Here is a 14,144-nt window from a genome sequence, read left to right on the forward strand (position 1 = left end):
ACCTCCATGTCTACCCCCCGAGGTCGAACGCAAAGCTGGCGTGTACGAACGAGGGGCGAGATGTGGGTAACGATATGAGCTCTGGCCGCGCCACCCGCGAGAAGAAGCTGCGCTTCGCGAGCTTGATCCTGCGACAGTTAAACCTAAGTTCGGCGACTTGAGCCGCTCAGTCGCAAAGCACGCGAAGAAGAGCAAGGGGCTGATCGATGCGGCTCTTTCACGCGCTGGGTGACTAAGATCCACTCCGCAGCCCATTGAAATACTTCGCGCGCGTCGTGCCCTTTGCGTTTCAACAGCTCTTTTCAGGTTGAAGCCGCTCGCCAGCCTTCTTTCGAGAGCGCCGGCCTTGCAGGCGCGCAAGACGTGGAGCCGAGCCGTGCTCAAGTCAGAAAGTCGCGACTTCGGAGGACGGCTTTCGAGCGCTTGAGCTCACACTGAGCGCGGTCACCGTCGCCAATATCAATGCGATGCCGAGAATCTGCCCGCCGGTCAGGCTTTCGTCGAGGAGCACCACACCGAATAGCGAGGCGGTCACCGGCTCGACCATTGCCATAATCGACGCAACGGCCGGCGCGATCCGCTTCAGGCCGAAGATGTAGAGGGTGAAGGAAAATCCTGCGCCAAGCACACCCAATGCCGCGAAGAGCGGCCAGCTTGGTGCGCTTAGGGCGGCAGAGGTCTGTTCGATATCGCTCGGCAAGATGAGGATGATGGCCAGTACCGCGAACGCGATCGCAAGGATCGCCTGCGGACTGCCGTGTGGCGCTGCATACTTGAGCCCGAAGATGAAGACCGCGTAAGACAGCCCCGCAAGCAAGCCCGCGACGGCGCCAATCAGCGTGACGGCGTCAGGTCCAGTCTCGTAGACCCTTGTGAGCAGTCCGACGCCAAGCATTACCAAGGCGATCGCGGCCCACTTGGTCGCAGTGGGTCGTTCGAGCCTGAGCGCGAAGGACGCGAGATAGACGAAGACTGGCGCGCAGTACATCAGCGTCGCTGCAACGGCGACACTGCTCTCTCTGATGCTGATGAAATAGAAGGCGAAGTTCCCGGTGATGCCCAGGCCGGCGATGGCGGACAACAGCCACAATCGACCACTTGCCAGTCCGCTGCCGCGCGGACTCACCGCGAGCCAGGCAAGGAAAAACAAGAGTCCGATTGCGCCCCGGTAGAACGAGACCACAAAAGGGGCCCAGCCGTCGGTCATCAGAACGCCACCGATGCCGCCGGCCAGGCCCCAGAATAGGGCTGCCACTAAGACGAATGCCGGACTTAGGCGATTTCTGTCAATTCCCATACCATCTGGCTTGTCTTGACGCCCGCCTTCTGTGTCGCCCCGCCAGTCACATCGCCCGGCAATGCTTCTGTCGGCGCTCCTTTGAAGGCGGACCTCAATCCGGCGCCACCTGGTATAGGAATTTCCGGCAATTGCCTTAGCATCGTCTTTCTCACCTATGCCGATTGATGTGCCTGCGGTGCGAAGCTCCCGCGCATGAGGAGGACACGACTCCAGCATCCAATTCATGCATCGAGCGAGCGGCGACCGTCCAAGCGAGATTCGGCGATTCGAACCGCAAAGGTCCAAAGGTCGCCAAGAAGAACGGCACCAAAAAAGGCTCGACCCGTGGGAGCGCCGCCCCGGCGCGACGAGGCCTGCTCCGACCGTCTCAGTCGCGCGGGGGCGGCGCTCCCACGCAATGCCTGTCTAACGGCGCCTGATCCAATCACGTTTGGTACGAAGATTCTCGGAAATCGCCTCAGGTCTTCTTCGTGACCGGGCGGACGAGGCCACCGAGCACGCGAGGAAACCGCGCTCCGGTCAACGACCTCGCCGGGCCCTGCCGTATGCCGCGCGCCTATTGCTTGAGCGTAGCCATGGTGTCTCGATAGGCATGCCAGGATGCATAGCCGAGCCAGGGGACAATGACGACGAGGCCAGCGAAGTAGGTCAGGAGGCCGAGGGTGCAGAGTGCCGCGATGATCAGGGCCCAGAGCGACATTGGCTTCCAGTTTTCCCCGACCGCCTTCCAGCTGGCGAAGGCTGCGTTGAAGGCGTCGATCCTTTGATCGAGCAGCATGGGAACGGACAAGGCCGTGATGCGGAAGACCAAGGCGGCGAGCGCGATGGCGATGCCGGCATAGACCACCAAGAAGGGGAGGCTCTCGCTGAACATCACAGGGAGCGGCTGGACGCGCTCGTAGGTCGGCGTGATCTGATGAAAGACCCCGCCATAGACCAGATTGGAGAGCATGATCCAATTGACGAAGACGAGGAGCAGGAAGATCCCCATCATCGTCGTGCTGGGGCGATTGAGGTCGAAGATCTTGCGGAGTGTTGCGGTGTCGCGGGCTTGGCCAGTCTCGCGAAGCTTGGCCACGGCCATGAGGCCCATGGACAAGACGGGCACGACGATGAGAAAGCCGCTGAACAGGAAGGGCACCAGATAGAAGGCATCGGCCCCGGCTGCGAGATAGGCGAAGAGCCCGCCGAGACCGGCGACCGCGAGGCCGTAGGTCAAGCTCAGGACTGGCGCGGCCCTGAGGTCCGCGAAGCCCAGACGCAGCCATTCCAGCGGCCTCGACGCGTCAAGTGAGCGAATCTCGAGCTGTCTTCGTGGTAGATGCTCTGTAGAAAGTGTGTAGGTGCTCATCATCATCCTCCTAGCGCTTGGCACATGCTTCGACGACGCGAGCGCGCACGCGCTTCGACAGCGGCTCGGCTCGAGGATCGAGCTCCAGGCGATTCGGTCGCGGGCTCATAGCAGCGAGCTGGCTCGCTAGCGCGTCGCGTCGGCAATGGGTGTGTCTGTGAGCAGCAACGGCCCTGCCAAGATCCTCCTCGCGCGGACGACGCCCCGGGGCAAGGGGCACCTCTTTGTCCGCGCCGGGTCAAAGCAACCGGCTATTGGCTCGTATCACCCGTTCACGCTGTTCGGCTTGAACGCCGTTTCCCGCGTCGTCATCGCCAAGAGTCCGCTTCGTTCGCCGCTCGCGGGCCATCGCCGCCATTCTGTCTTGCGTGGCGCCTCGACCTTGGCATGGAAGCCGCTCACCTAATTCTAGGTCTGGAATGGCTCCGCTTCTCAAACACAACCAGCCACCGGCGAGCGGCCGGTCGGGGGAGAGCGATGAGAACCACTTTGGACATGCCTGCGGTGTGTCAGTGCGGCGCCGCCGGTTGTGCCTACAACGTCGATGAGAGCTGTCACGCGAAGGCAATCACCATCGGGGACGGCGTGCATCCCAGCTGCGACACCTGCTTGAACGACTCGGCTGGCCAGACTCACCGGCAGATCCATGCCGGGGTCGGTGCATGCAAGGTGATGAGCTGCAGCTTCAACGACGATCTCGCCTGTACCGCGGATCACATCGCGCATCGAGGTCGCGATCCAGGGGCGCTCAGCGGATTGCGCAACCTTCCGAGTACAGGGGACTTGGCGTCCCAGCGACTCCGAGTAGCCAGGGAGATGCCCTTCGCTCGTCGCCCAGCACTTTCCGCGGACAAGGATGCAGCCCGTGACTGAGGGAGTCGCTCGCGAGACGAATCCAAGCAATTCATGCGCAGGTACCGACAATGACACTGATTCAAACGATGAGGACGCAATTCACAACACTCGACCCGGACTCTGCGATCGAGCGAGCGATCGAGGAGATGACGCGCGCCGGTCACTGGCTTCTGCCGGTGTGCGTCGGATCGCGTCTGGTTGGCAGCCTCTCGCTGCGCGACCTGGTCGCTGCCATCAGTCGCGCCGATGGCGGGCAGGGCGCCCGGACGGTCGCGGAGGCCATGGACCGAAGCCCCCTCCGTTGCGGTATGGAGACCAGCCTGGAGGATGTGCGCAGCCTGATCTGCAGCAGCCGGCAGCCGGCGATCTGCGTCACCAGCACGGACGACGACCTGGTCGGGATGATCGACGCCTTCGCGGTCATCGACTCCTTGACCATTCCCCAAGCCTTCTCTGGTCCGGAGCCGGAGGAGGTGCGGCAGGTACGCGGCAACCTCTAGACCGCGTCGTCGGTCGGTGGGGAGGCATCATGGCGTCGCTGTGGCGCCTCCAGGCGGCTCGCCGGCGGCAATTCGCACCCCGATGACCGATCGACATGTCGCGGGAGCAGCGCTGCGCATCCGCTGTCCGGCATGACAGCTCGCTAAAGCGATTTCCGTCAATTCCCATACCATCTGGCTTGCCTTGACGTCCGCCTTCCGGGTCGCCCCGCCAGTCACATATAGCTCGGCTATGCTGCTGTCGGCGTTCCTTGAAGGTGGACCTCAATTCGGCGCCACCTGGCGTACGAGCTTCCGGCAATCGCCTAAACGCCTGCATCCGCCCAGATATTGAGCGAGGTGACGATCATGCATGGTCCGACTGCGTTTTTGCGTACCCCGAGGGTCGATCCTGACCGTGAGGCCCCAGGCCGCCGTATCCGCCACTGGCAGGAGTACGAGGCGCTGTTGCCCGACGCGGAATTGGCCGAGCAGGGCGAGCGCTGCATGGATTGTGGCCTGCCTTGGTGCCACGGCTACTGCCCCGTGCACAATCAGATTCCAGAATGGAACGCTTTGGTGACCGAAGGCCATTGGCGAGCCGCTTGGGAGCAGCTCGAGGCCACCAACAACTTTCCCGAGCTGACCGGGCGCCTCTGCCCCGCGCCTTGCGAGGATGCCTGTACGCTGAGGCTCAGCGGGGCGCCCGTCACCATCCGCGCCATCGAGCTGGCGATCATCGAGCGTGCCTGGCGCCGTGGATGGGTCAAGCCGCAGCGCCCGACCGAGGCGTCGCTGGAGCAGTCCAGGGGACGGGTGTCCGTCGTCGGCTCTGGCCCGGCAGGGCTGGCTTGCGCCCAGCAGCTTGCGAGGGCCGGTCACGATGTGACGGTCTACGAAGCCGCGCCAAAGATTGGCGGACTGCTGCGCTACGGCATCCCGGATTTTCGCCTTGAAAAGCAGGTCTTGGATCGGCGCCTCAAGCAGATGCAAGGGGAGGGCGTGCGCTTTCGGGCCGGGGTCAAGGTCGGCGTCGACGTCGCCGCGAAGGACTTGATGGAGGACGAGGGCATCCTGGTGCTGGCCTGTGGCTCGAGCACGCCCAGGGACATCGCTGTTCCGGGCCGCAGCCTGAGTGGCGTTCACTTCGCGCTTGATTACCTGACCGGACAAAATCGCGCTCTCGATCGGGGAGCTGGCAGTCGCCTGCCGCCGATCGATGGGCGTGGGCTGGATGTCGTGGTCATCGGCGGCGGAGACACGGGCTCGGATTGTGTCGGCACGGCGATTCGGCAGGGCGCGCGCAGCGTCACCCAGATCCAGTATCACGCCGAGCCTCCACGTAACGGCGACGTGCTCAGGCACTGGCCGGGGCCTGTGCCCGAGCTGACGCCAAACGACCATGACGCCGAGGGCGGGCGGCGCCTCTGGGGCTGGGAGACGGTTGGCTTGCGACCGGAAGGGGAGCGCGTCTCGGGGGTGGATCTGCAGCGCTTGAGATGGACCCAGGCGGACGATGGTCGTTGGCAGCGTGAGTCCGTGACCGGCGAGCGTCGCTTCTTGCGGGCCCAGCTCGTGCTGATCGCGATCGGCTATCGGCATCCCGCGCATGGCGATGTCATCGCCGAGCTGGATCTGCGGCTGGATAGCCGGGGAAACATCGCGGCCGGCGACGGCGACTATCGCGCGAGCCGCGGGGGCGTCTTCGCCTGCGGGGACGTGCGTCGCGGGCAGTCCCTCATCGTCTGGGCGATTCGTGAGGGGCGTCAGTGCGCCCAGGCGGTCGATCGTCACATTCGCGGTCGGAGCGAGCTGCCGCGGGTTTGATCGAGACCCGTCATCTGCTGGCGCGCGGTCCAGCCCGAGGAGCCCGGCCTCACGATGTCTGACGATGAAAACGCGATGCGGGCCTCGCTCGGCAAGTCCTCCGGCCCCATGCGCTGCGATTGCGTCCTGCTGACTGGGACCGATCGAGCCTGACAGCCCGATCAAATGTGGCGACTCGGTCTCGAGCCGATTCCGGGTGGCGACGGCGCACGCTATCCCTCGGATCACTTCGGTGTTGCGGCGATCTTGACGCCCTGCGGCAGTCCGAGTCCGGGCGTAGGTCCCACCGCAGAGACTCGACACCGAATGGCTTCCGTGCTTCTCTAGATGCCTGCCTCGGGAGAGCGCCGCGGTGCTGCCGATCTCCCAGCCCCCTGGCGCTACCGGCGAATACAGCGCTTGCCTGCGTGCGGATCTACAAGGCTTGGTCCCGGACGCGAGGAGCGCTAACGCGGAGGGGCCGCAGGCGCTTTACCGCTCAAGATGCTGCAGGAGCCCGAACCTTGGATCAAACAGACCCAGGCCCCGAAGCGCAAGCACCCACGCCACCCTTTCCCATCGTCGGCATCGGCGCCTCGGCCGGCGGTCTAGAGGCCCTGCGCGCGCTCTTTCAGGCGATGCCCAAGGATACGGGGGCCGGCTTCGTGCTGGTGCAGCACTTGGATCCCACCCACGACAGCCTCATGGCGGAGCTGCTGAGCAAGTATGCGCAGCTCTCGGTCGTCCAGGTCAGCGACGGCATGGAGGTCGCGCCCAATCAGCTCTACGTGATCCCGCCCAATGCCGCGATGACCATCGCGGACGGCGTCTTGCACCTGAGCGCGCCGACGGAGCGCCGCGGCCTGCGCATGCCCATCGACCGCTTCTTCAGCTCGCTCGCCGACGATCGTCAGGAAAGCGGCATCGGTATCGTCCTCTCGGGCACGGGCACCGACGGGACCTACGGGGTGCGACTCATCAAGGCGCGCGGCGGCATGGTCTTGGCGCAGGACCCCTCCACCGCGGCCTATGACGGCATGCCGCGCAGCGCCATCGGAACGGGAGACGTCGACTACGCGCTGCCGGTCGAAGAGATGCCGCATGTGCTCAAGCGCTATATCGAGCATTTCCGCAAACAGGGCGGGCGCATCGAGGAGGCCAAGCAGGACCAGGACTATCTCGACAGCATTCTGGCCCTGCTGATCGCGCGCGAGAGCTGTGATTTCCGCTGCTACAAGCGCGGCACCCTGCATCGGCGCATCCTGCGCCGCATGGGCCTGGCGCATGTGCCGACGCTCGCCGCCTATCATGCTCGGCTGCGCGATGACGGCGAGGAGGTCCGCGCACTCGGTAAGGATTTGCCGATCGGCGTCACCGAGCTCTTCCGCGAGCCCGAGGCCTGGGCCGTGCTGCGCGAGGAGGTGCTTCCCGCGCTGTTCGCGCGCATCGGCAAGCGCGAAGAGGCCGTGCGTGCCTGGGTGCCGGGCTGCGCGACGGGCGAAGAGGCCTACAGCCTGGCGATGATCCTCGCTGAGGCGGCAGAGGCCGAAGGGCGCGCCAACAACCTCATCGTCTTTGCGACGGATGTCGCCCAAGACTCCCTCGAGGTGGCCCGCGCCGGGATCTATGCGGAGAGCCTGGTCGCGAACGTCGACCCAGAGCGGCTCAAGCGCTTCTTCACGCGCGGGGGGGACCGCTATCAGGTCAAGAAGAGTCTGCGCGAGAAAGTCATCTTCGCGCCGCAGAACCTGCTCACGGATCCGCCATTTTCCAGCCTGTCACTGATCAGCTGTCGTAATCTGCTGATTTACATCGAGCCAGAGCATCAGGATCGGATCCTGTCGCTCTTCCACTTCTCGTTGCGGAAGGGGGGCTACCTCTTTCTCGGCAACTCCGAGACGGCCGGGCAGGACTCGCGCCTGTTCACACCGCTGTCCAAGAAATGGCGCATCTATCAGCGCATCGATACGGCGACGCCATCCAATCTCGAATTTCCGAGCGAGCCCTCGCTGCCGCGTCGGGTGAGTGCCGCTCAGCCTGGAGGAGGCCGCCGGGATGGCAGCTATGGCGCCCTCACGCAGAAGACCCTGATCGAGCACTTCACCCCGGCATCCGTGCTCGTCGATCGCGCCTATCACGTCCTCTACTTCCACGGCCCGGTGCGCGACTACCTCGGCCCCGCGCCCGGCGAGCCGACCGACGAGCTGCTGCAGCTCGCCGCGGAAGGCGTGCGCGGCAAGCTGCGCAATGCCTTGCGCCAGGCCGCCAGCGAGCAGCACCAGGTGGTGAGTCGCGGCGCGCATATTCGCCGCGGTGAGCAGTGGTATCAGGTCGTCGTGACAGTGACGCCGATCCGCGACGCCGACGCGTCCGCCGGTTTGCTGCTGGTGTCCTTCCAAGACGAAGGCAAGCACGAGGGCGGCGATGACGGTGAGATGGAGCGCCACGGCGGCGAGGACGCGCTGGTGCGTCAGCTCGAGGAGGAGCTCAAGGGCACGCGGGATGACTTGCGTAGCACCATCGAGCAGATGGAGACCTCCAACGAGGAGCTGAAGGCCTCGAACGAGGAGGACCTCTCGATGAACGAGGAGCTCCAATCGACGAACGAGGAGCTCGAGACCTCCAAGGAGGAGCTGCAGTCACTCAACGAGGAGCTGACCACCCTCAACAGCCAGCTGGAGGACAAGGTCACGGAGCTGGAAGAGATCAACAATGATCTGAGCAACCTCTTGGTCAGCACGGAGATCGCCACGGTTTTCCTGGACCGCTATCTGCGCATCCGCCGCTACACCCCGGCGGTCGGTGACCTCATGCGGCTCATCCCCTCCGACATCGGGCGGCTCGTGACCGACATCACTTGGTCCTTCGAGGACGAGGCCCTCTTGGCGGACGCGCGCGCCGTCATCGCCGGTCAGACGGCGGAGCCTTATGAGATGCGCAGTCAGGCCGGTCGGTGGTTTCTCCGGCGCGTGGCGCCCTATCGCACGGAAGATAGCCACACCGAAGGCGTGGTCGTGACCTTCACCGACATCACCCAGCGCAAGCGCATGGAGGTCGCCTTGCGTCAGAGCGAGAGTCATCTGCGCCGTATCACCGACTCTCTTCCCGTGCTCATCTCCTACATCGACCGAGACTACAGATACCGCTCCAACAATGCCGTCTACAAGGAGTGGTTCGGGGTCGATCCTGAGGCCGCGCGGGGCAAGTGCGTGCCAGATGTCCTCGGTGACGAGGCCTTCGCCGCCATCCGGCCACACATGGACGAGGCCTTGGCCGGATCGTCGATACACCTCGAGCGCTGGGTCGAGTACGCGCAGGGCGGCAAGCGCTATGTCTCCGCGGACTACATTCCGGATGTCGACGAGAACGGCGAAATCCTGGGCTTCTTCGCCCTGGTCACGGACCTGACCGAGCGCCACCTCGCCGAAGAGCGCCTGGAGCATCTGAATCTGGAGAACAGGCGCCATCTGGATGAGATTCAGGCACTGCTCGAGGCGGCTCCCGTCGGAATCTTCTTCGCGCGCGACCGCGCCTGCCAGGACATGGTGATGAATTCTGCCGGTGCGCAGATGCTGCGCATCGCGTCCGATCGCAACCCCTCGAAGTCCGGGCCGGATGCCGAGGAATTGCGATTTCGTGTCTTCCACGACGGCCGAGAGCTCGCCGCGGATGAGCTGCCAATGCAGATCGCAGCGACCGAGGGCCGCACGATCAGCGGCTTCGAGGAGGTCATTCAGTTCGCCGATGGATCGCAAACCGAGCTCTTGACCTATGCGGCGCCCTTGTTCGACGAGCAGGGGGAGGTGCGTGGCTGCGTTGGCACCCTCGTCGACGTCACGGAGCAGAAGCGTTTGGAGGCACGGCTGCGCGAGCGTACTCAACAGCTTGAGCAAGCCGACCGGCGCAAGGACCAATTCCTGGCGATGCTCGGCCATGAGCTGCGCAATCCGCTGGCGCCGATTCGCTCTACCGTGCAGCTCATGCGGATGGGAGACGGCCAGAGCCTGGATGTCGCCGGGGCGGCGGACATGATCGATCGTCAGGTCGTTCACCTCGAGCGCATGGTCGCCGATCTCTTGGACCTGGCGCGCGTGCGTCGCGGCATGCTCAACCTGTCGATTGCGCGTCACCATCTCCAGGAGCTGGTGCAGGAATCCGTCAACGCCCTCAGTCAGGACGCCGACGCCAAACAGCAATGGCTTTCGGTCGCCTTTTCCGAGGAGCCGCTATTCGTCTTGGCCGATGGAACGCGCTTGACCCAGGTTTTCTCGAATCTCTTGAGAAACGCAGTCCGGTATACGCCCGAGGGCGGACACATCCAAGTGTCGATCAGGCGCGAGGACAGTGACCGTGCTCGGATCGACGTCGAGGACGACGGAAAGGGCATTCCGAGTGACCTGCTACCGCATGTCTTCGATATCTTCGACAAGGCCCCGTCCCACCCCGAGCGCACCAATGCGGGTCTTGGGCTGGGCTTGACCCTGGTGAGGCAGATTGTCGATATGCACAAAGGTGAGGTTGAGGCGGCCAGCGATGGTCCGGGCAAGGGTGCCTGCTTCAGTGTCTCTCTGCCGCTCCTGACGGAGGCCTACGAGGCCGGAGTCGATCACGGTCAAGACGGGCATGGCACCCATGGGGCTATCGATGCTGCCAAGCAGCAGGGCGAGACGCTCGACATCCTCATCGTCGACGACAACGCGGATGTCCTGGCGGCGCTCGCGGGCCTCCTCGAGCGGTTGGGGCACCGCGTGCGCACGCTCGAGAGCGGTGCCGCCGTGCTCCCGGCGGTGCGCGAGGCGCCGCCGGATCTGCTGCTGCTGGATCTCGGGCTTCCAGACGTCGATGGCTACAAGGTGGCGAGGGAGCTGGCCGAAGAGCCCTGCCGACAGCGGATCAAGGTGGTTGCCGTCACCGGCTATGCGGAGACGGATCCGCCGACCACGGCCCAGAGTACGCGCTACTTTGATGCGCGACTCCTCAAGCCTCTGACGCTGAGCGTCTTACAACCTCATCTGTCCAAGCGTTGAGCGCTTTGCTGAGTCCGATTGCTGCTTCCACCCGGTCCAGCGAGCCCCCGAGCCAAGCGCGTTAGGCCGCTTTGCCCGCGATCGCGGCCTCAAGCGCCGCGATGTCAGGAGGTTTGGTCAGCCATTCCTCGATGGCTGTGCTCGGCCCCGACTCCGTGCGCTGATCCGCGTGCCCTGAGAGCGCGATGATCCTGGGTCGGCGGTCGGGACATGCGCTGAGGAGGCTCGCTGCCAGCTCAACGCCATGCATGTCCGGCAGGCCGATGTCGAGGATCACGACATCCGCGCCGCATGTCCTTGCGAGCTCCAGCCCATGCCGTCCGGAGTAGGCGCAGCTTGCCTCATGCCCGAGCGCCGAGACGAGCGCGGCGAGGGAATCGGCGACATCGCGATGGTCGTCGACGATGAGCACGCGCTTGGGCGCTGCGCTCGAGGGGGCGCGCGCGGAGCCCTCCGTTTCCGGCAATGACGGATCCTGTGAGCTCGGGGCTTCAATGCACACGACGAGAGTGCTCCTCCGGGGTGGGCGTGCTCCAGGGGCGGCAGCGGGATGCACGGTCTCGGTAGTATTACTGAGACGACCCTCGGCTTTCCACAATACCCTCGATACCCTAGCGCCATTAGGGTATTGCAAGGCAGTAAGGACCCAGCGTGCCGGCCGGGGCGATCGAAGCCCCTGTGATGTGCAAGCAGGCCCCGGCCGTTCGTGTTTGGGTGAGATGCCGCCACGATTTGTCAAAGACGGCTTGAGCAGAGCTGACCGAGCGCAATGGGAGACCTGGCATGCCGAGACACGGATTCTCAGCGACCGATGAGCGGTCGCGCGTCGCTTCGCTGTCCGAGACTGGAGCGGGCGGCGCTCATGCGCCAAGGGGCGAGGGCGGCTGCGGGACGGATCAGCCTAGGCGGGAGACGACTGGTGGCCGCCGCGATTGCGGGCATGACGCAAGGGTGCATGCTCGGCAGAGACCGACCTCTAGCCAGACGCTCAAATGGATCCTCGTCACCCTCTCCGTGCTGGGGACCTCGGTGCTGATTATCTCGCTGGAGCAGTCCCGGGCCGGATACGGTTAGGCCGCCGCAGTCGGGCCGATCAGGAGACTCAAGGCCAAACAGGGATGCCATGTCCCAAGGCGGCGGCTCGAGCTGAGCAAAGTATGCTCGGAGGAAGAAGGAGAAGGCACTGGGACCGCACGCAGCCTCAGCATCGACACCAAGAAGAAAAGCCAAGGTGGCTTGCTGCGGCTCGAGAAGTGTCCGAAGGACTGCGGGGCAAAAGCCCCGCGAAGCGGCATCAAAGCATAAAGAATAATGATCGATGCTGGCCGGTTGCGATGGAGGGAGAGGCCAATGCTCGCGTTCCTCGAGGTGGCCTCTTTGTTTTGCCGAAAGGCGAAGCGAGTGGTGGATTTCCCGATGTTCTCTCATCCCCAAGGGTGTCTGAGATCGCCGCGCAGCAACGATGTGCAAGCAGGCCAGTCGCGTGTCGCGCGGTTGGGCAGCTGCTCTACGTAAAGCCGCATGCTGCAGTCCAGCCAAGACCTGCGTGCGGTTGGCCGACGCTGCCGCGAACGCAGCCCGCTGAGACGCCGCGCGCATCCAGTGCGCACCCTCTCTCCAGAACGCAAACGACGCAGCTCAAGCCAAATCAAGTACAGCGACGCATCACCGGGTCGCAGAACTGCTCGGGATCGCATTGAGGCACTGCGTTCGCTGTTCAGAGCGTCTTCTCGGGGCAGCCCAAAATTCAAAGGAATCTTCATGGATCAGAACGAGTGCGCGGAGCTGCTAGAAGAAGTCAACGCATCACCAACCATGGCTCGAATCGCCGATTTGGCTGCCAAGGCGCGGCAGTTCTTCGATATGTGCGAGCCGGAGCAGCTCAAATTCATAACGGCCATCAACGCCATCGAGGTCGTGCGAGGCATCGATACCGGCCTTATCAAGCTTGAAGATCCCACCTGCCGCGCGGCTGTCCTCCGCTTGCTTTGGGCGGCGATGGAGCTGATTCACGGCGGGCGATTTGGCTCAGATGCCATGCTCACGGAGCAGGTGCGCTAGGGCCGTCGGGATTTGCGGCGCCTGCGGCCCGGATGGATGCCATCGATCGGCCCGCTTCCCCGGCGCAGGCATGCCGCGCGGCGCCATCATCGCCTGCTCGCCAACCGTCCCCAGCCATTCCAACCGGCCAGTAGAACGGCCGCTTGCTCAAGGCTTGGAGCCACCGCTGCAAGGACATCGCAATGCCAAACTTCGATCCAACTTTCGTGTTTCATCGATTGGTCCAAGACGACCAAGCACTCGACGGCATCGTCGCGGATCGCTGCCTCGACCAGGAGCTCTTCGTCGAGAGACACAGGCACACGATCGCGCGGCACTATGCCTCGGAAGGGCTGCACTTGGAGGAGGCCAAGACCAGGCAGCTCGCTGAAGACCTCTGGACATACATGCATCATTTGATGTCTCTTACCCGCCGGAAGACCGCAGCGGCAAGGAGACCGGCTAGAGCTAACCCTGATCGAACTGTTAACGCCGAGGGCCAAGGCAATCTTTGCCGTGATGACGACGAACGGATTCTTTTTCGCGGCCGTCAGCGAATGGACATCAGGGATCTCGAATCCATCCAAGATCCGAGGCCGCCCTGCAGCGACAAACCACCCGAGTAGCGTACCGATGGGCTCTGAGCCTGGCCGACCTTGCCTCTCGGGTCGAAATCGGCTGGCATCAGCGGGCGCGGCCTGTGGATCCGGATAGCCGTAGGTGAAGGCGAGAGCGTTTCGCTGCAATACTGCGCCTCTCCCTCCTCGCAGCGCTCGCAGTCCAGACAGTTGTCGACCATGCATCCCGCGTTCCCGCGTCCGCCCGATCGCCGGCCTTGAGCTCGGTGACGTTCTTGCCGACGGCGGCCACGACCGCTCTGGTCGCGAAGCTCCTGCTTCGTGACCTCGGCGACCAAGCTCTGCTTCACGACGCCGACCACTTCCGGCCCCGACGTCAGGCCGAAAGCAGCGCTTAGCGAAGCTGTGCAAGGACGGTGTCATGCAAGGACGGTGTCAGGTCTTGCCTTTCAAGGACGTTCAAGGACGTTCAAGGACGGTGTCAGGTCTTGCCTTTTGCCTTTGCCCGACCTGCGGGGACGCGGGAGGGGAGCGGGGCCACAGACACGCAAGGAATTCCGGTGACAGTTTACTCAATGGCGGGAAAAACTCAGCGTCAGCGACCCCCTGGCGCGCACCACGACCACCACCGCCCCGACGGCACCCGCACGATCACCGAGGTCCTGCCAAGCGCGGTGCCCTCCGGGGCCGCCGCCGACAGCCGCACCA

The 14,144-nt window shown here is 64.2% G+C and carries 9 protein-coding genes; 6 read left to right on the forward strand and 3 right to left on the reverse strand.

The features are described from left to right. Positions 1 to 385: 385 nt before the first annotated feature. Positions 386 to 1,297 (reverse strand): DMT family transporter, encoded by a 912-nt coding sequence (locus G3446_RS23485; protein WP_164455911.1) that lies wholly within the window; start codon positions 1,295 to 1,297, stop codon positions 386 to 388. A gap of 559 nt (positions 1,298 to 1,856) precedes the next feature. Then, positions 1,857 to 2,651, reverse strand: a complete 795-nt coding sequence (locus tag G3446_RS23490) for a DUF2189 domain-containing protein (RefSeq protein WP_164455895.1) — start codon at positions 2,649 to 2,651, stop codon at positions 1,857 to 1,859. A 495-nt stretch (positions 2,652 to 3,146) separates the two neighbouring features. On the opposite strand from G3446_RS23490, the gene G3446_RS29290 reads away from it, so the two are divergent. From G3446_RS29290 to G3446_RS23510, 4 genes are all read left to right on the forward strand, one after another. Beyond that, entirely contained in the window at positions 3,147 to 3,524 is a 378-nt protein-coding gene (locus G3446_RS29290; protein WP_425338428.1) for a DUF1540 domain-containing protein, read from the forward strand. Between the two features lie 68 nt (positions 3,525 to 3,592). After that, complete coding sequence (locus tag G3446_RS23500; RefSeq protein WP_164455899.1) at positions 3,593 to 4,006, forward strand: CBS domain-containing protein; 414 nt, start codon at positions 3,593 to 3,595, stop codon at positions 4,004 to 4,006. A gap of 348 nt (positions 4,007 to 4,354) precedes the next feature. Further along, complete coding sequence (locus G3446_RS23505; protein ID WP_164455901.1) at positions 4,355 to 5,812, forward strand: glutamate synthase subunit beta; 1,458 nt, start codon at positions 4,355 to 4,357, stop codon at positions 5,810 to 5,812. Between the two features lie 503 nt (positions 5,813 to 6,315). Beyond that, positions 6,316 to 10,818 (forward strand): chemotaxis protein CheB, encoded by a 4,503-nt coding sequence (locus tag G3446_RS23510; protein ID WP_164455903.1) that lies wholly within the window; start codon positions 6,316 to 6,318, stop codon positions 10,816 to 10,818. A gap of 61 nt (positions 10,819 to 10,879) precedes the next feature. Here the strand turns inward: G3446_RS23510 and G3446_RS23515 are convergent, their stop codons facing one another. Next, a complete protein-coding gene (locus tag G3446_RS23515) occupies positions 10,880 to 11,320 on the reverse strand; it encodes a response regulator (RefSeq protein ID WP_164455905.1) in 441 nt (146 codons plus the stop codon). Positions 11,321 to 12,339: 1,019 nt separating this feature from the next. On the opposite strand from G3446_RS23515, the gene G3446_RS23520 reads away from it, so the two are divergent. Continuing rightward, positions 12,340 to 12,879: a hypothetical protein gene (locus tag G3446_RS23520; protein ID WP_164455907.1), complete on the forward strand. Its 540-nt coding sequence runs from the start codon at positions 12,340 to 12,342 to the stop codon at positions 12,877 to 12,879. Positions 12,880 to 13,061: 182 nt separating this feature from the next. Beyond that, complete coding sequence (locus G3446_RS23525; RefSeq protein ID WP_164455909.1) at positions 13,062 to 13,484, forward strand: hypothetical protein; 423 nt, start codon at positions 13,062 to 13,064, stop codon at positions 13,482 to 13,484. The last annotated feature ends 660 nt before the right edge of the window (positions 13,485 to 14,144 follow it).

The organism is Thiorhodococcus minor (genome assembly GCF_010820565.1).
In the GTDB taxonomy this organism is placed as follows: domain Bacteria; phylum Pseudomonadota; class Gammaproteobacteria; order Chromatiales; family Chromatiaceae; genus Thiorhodococcus; species Thiorhodococcus minor.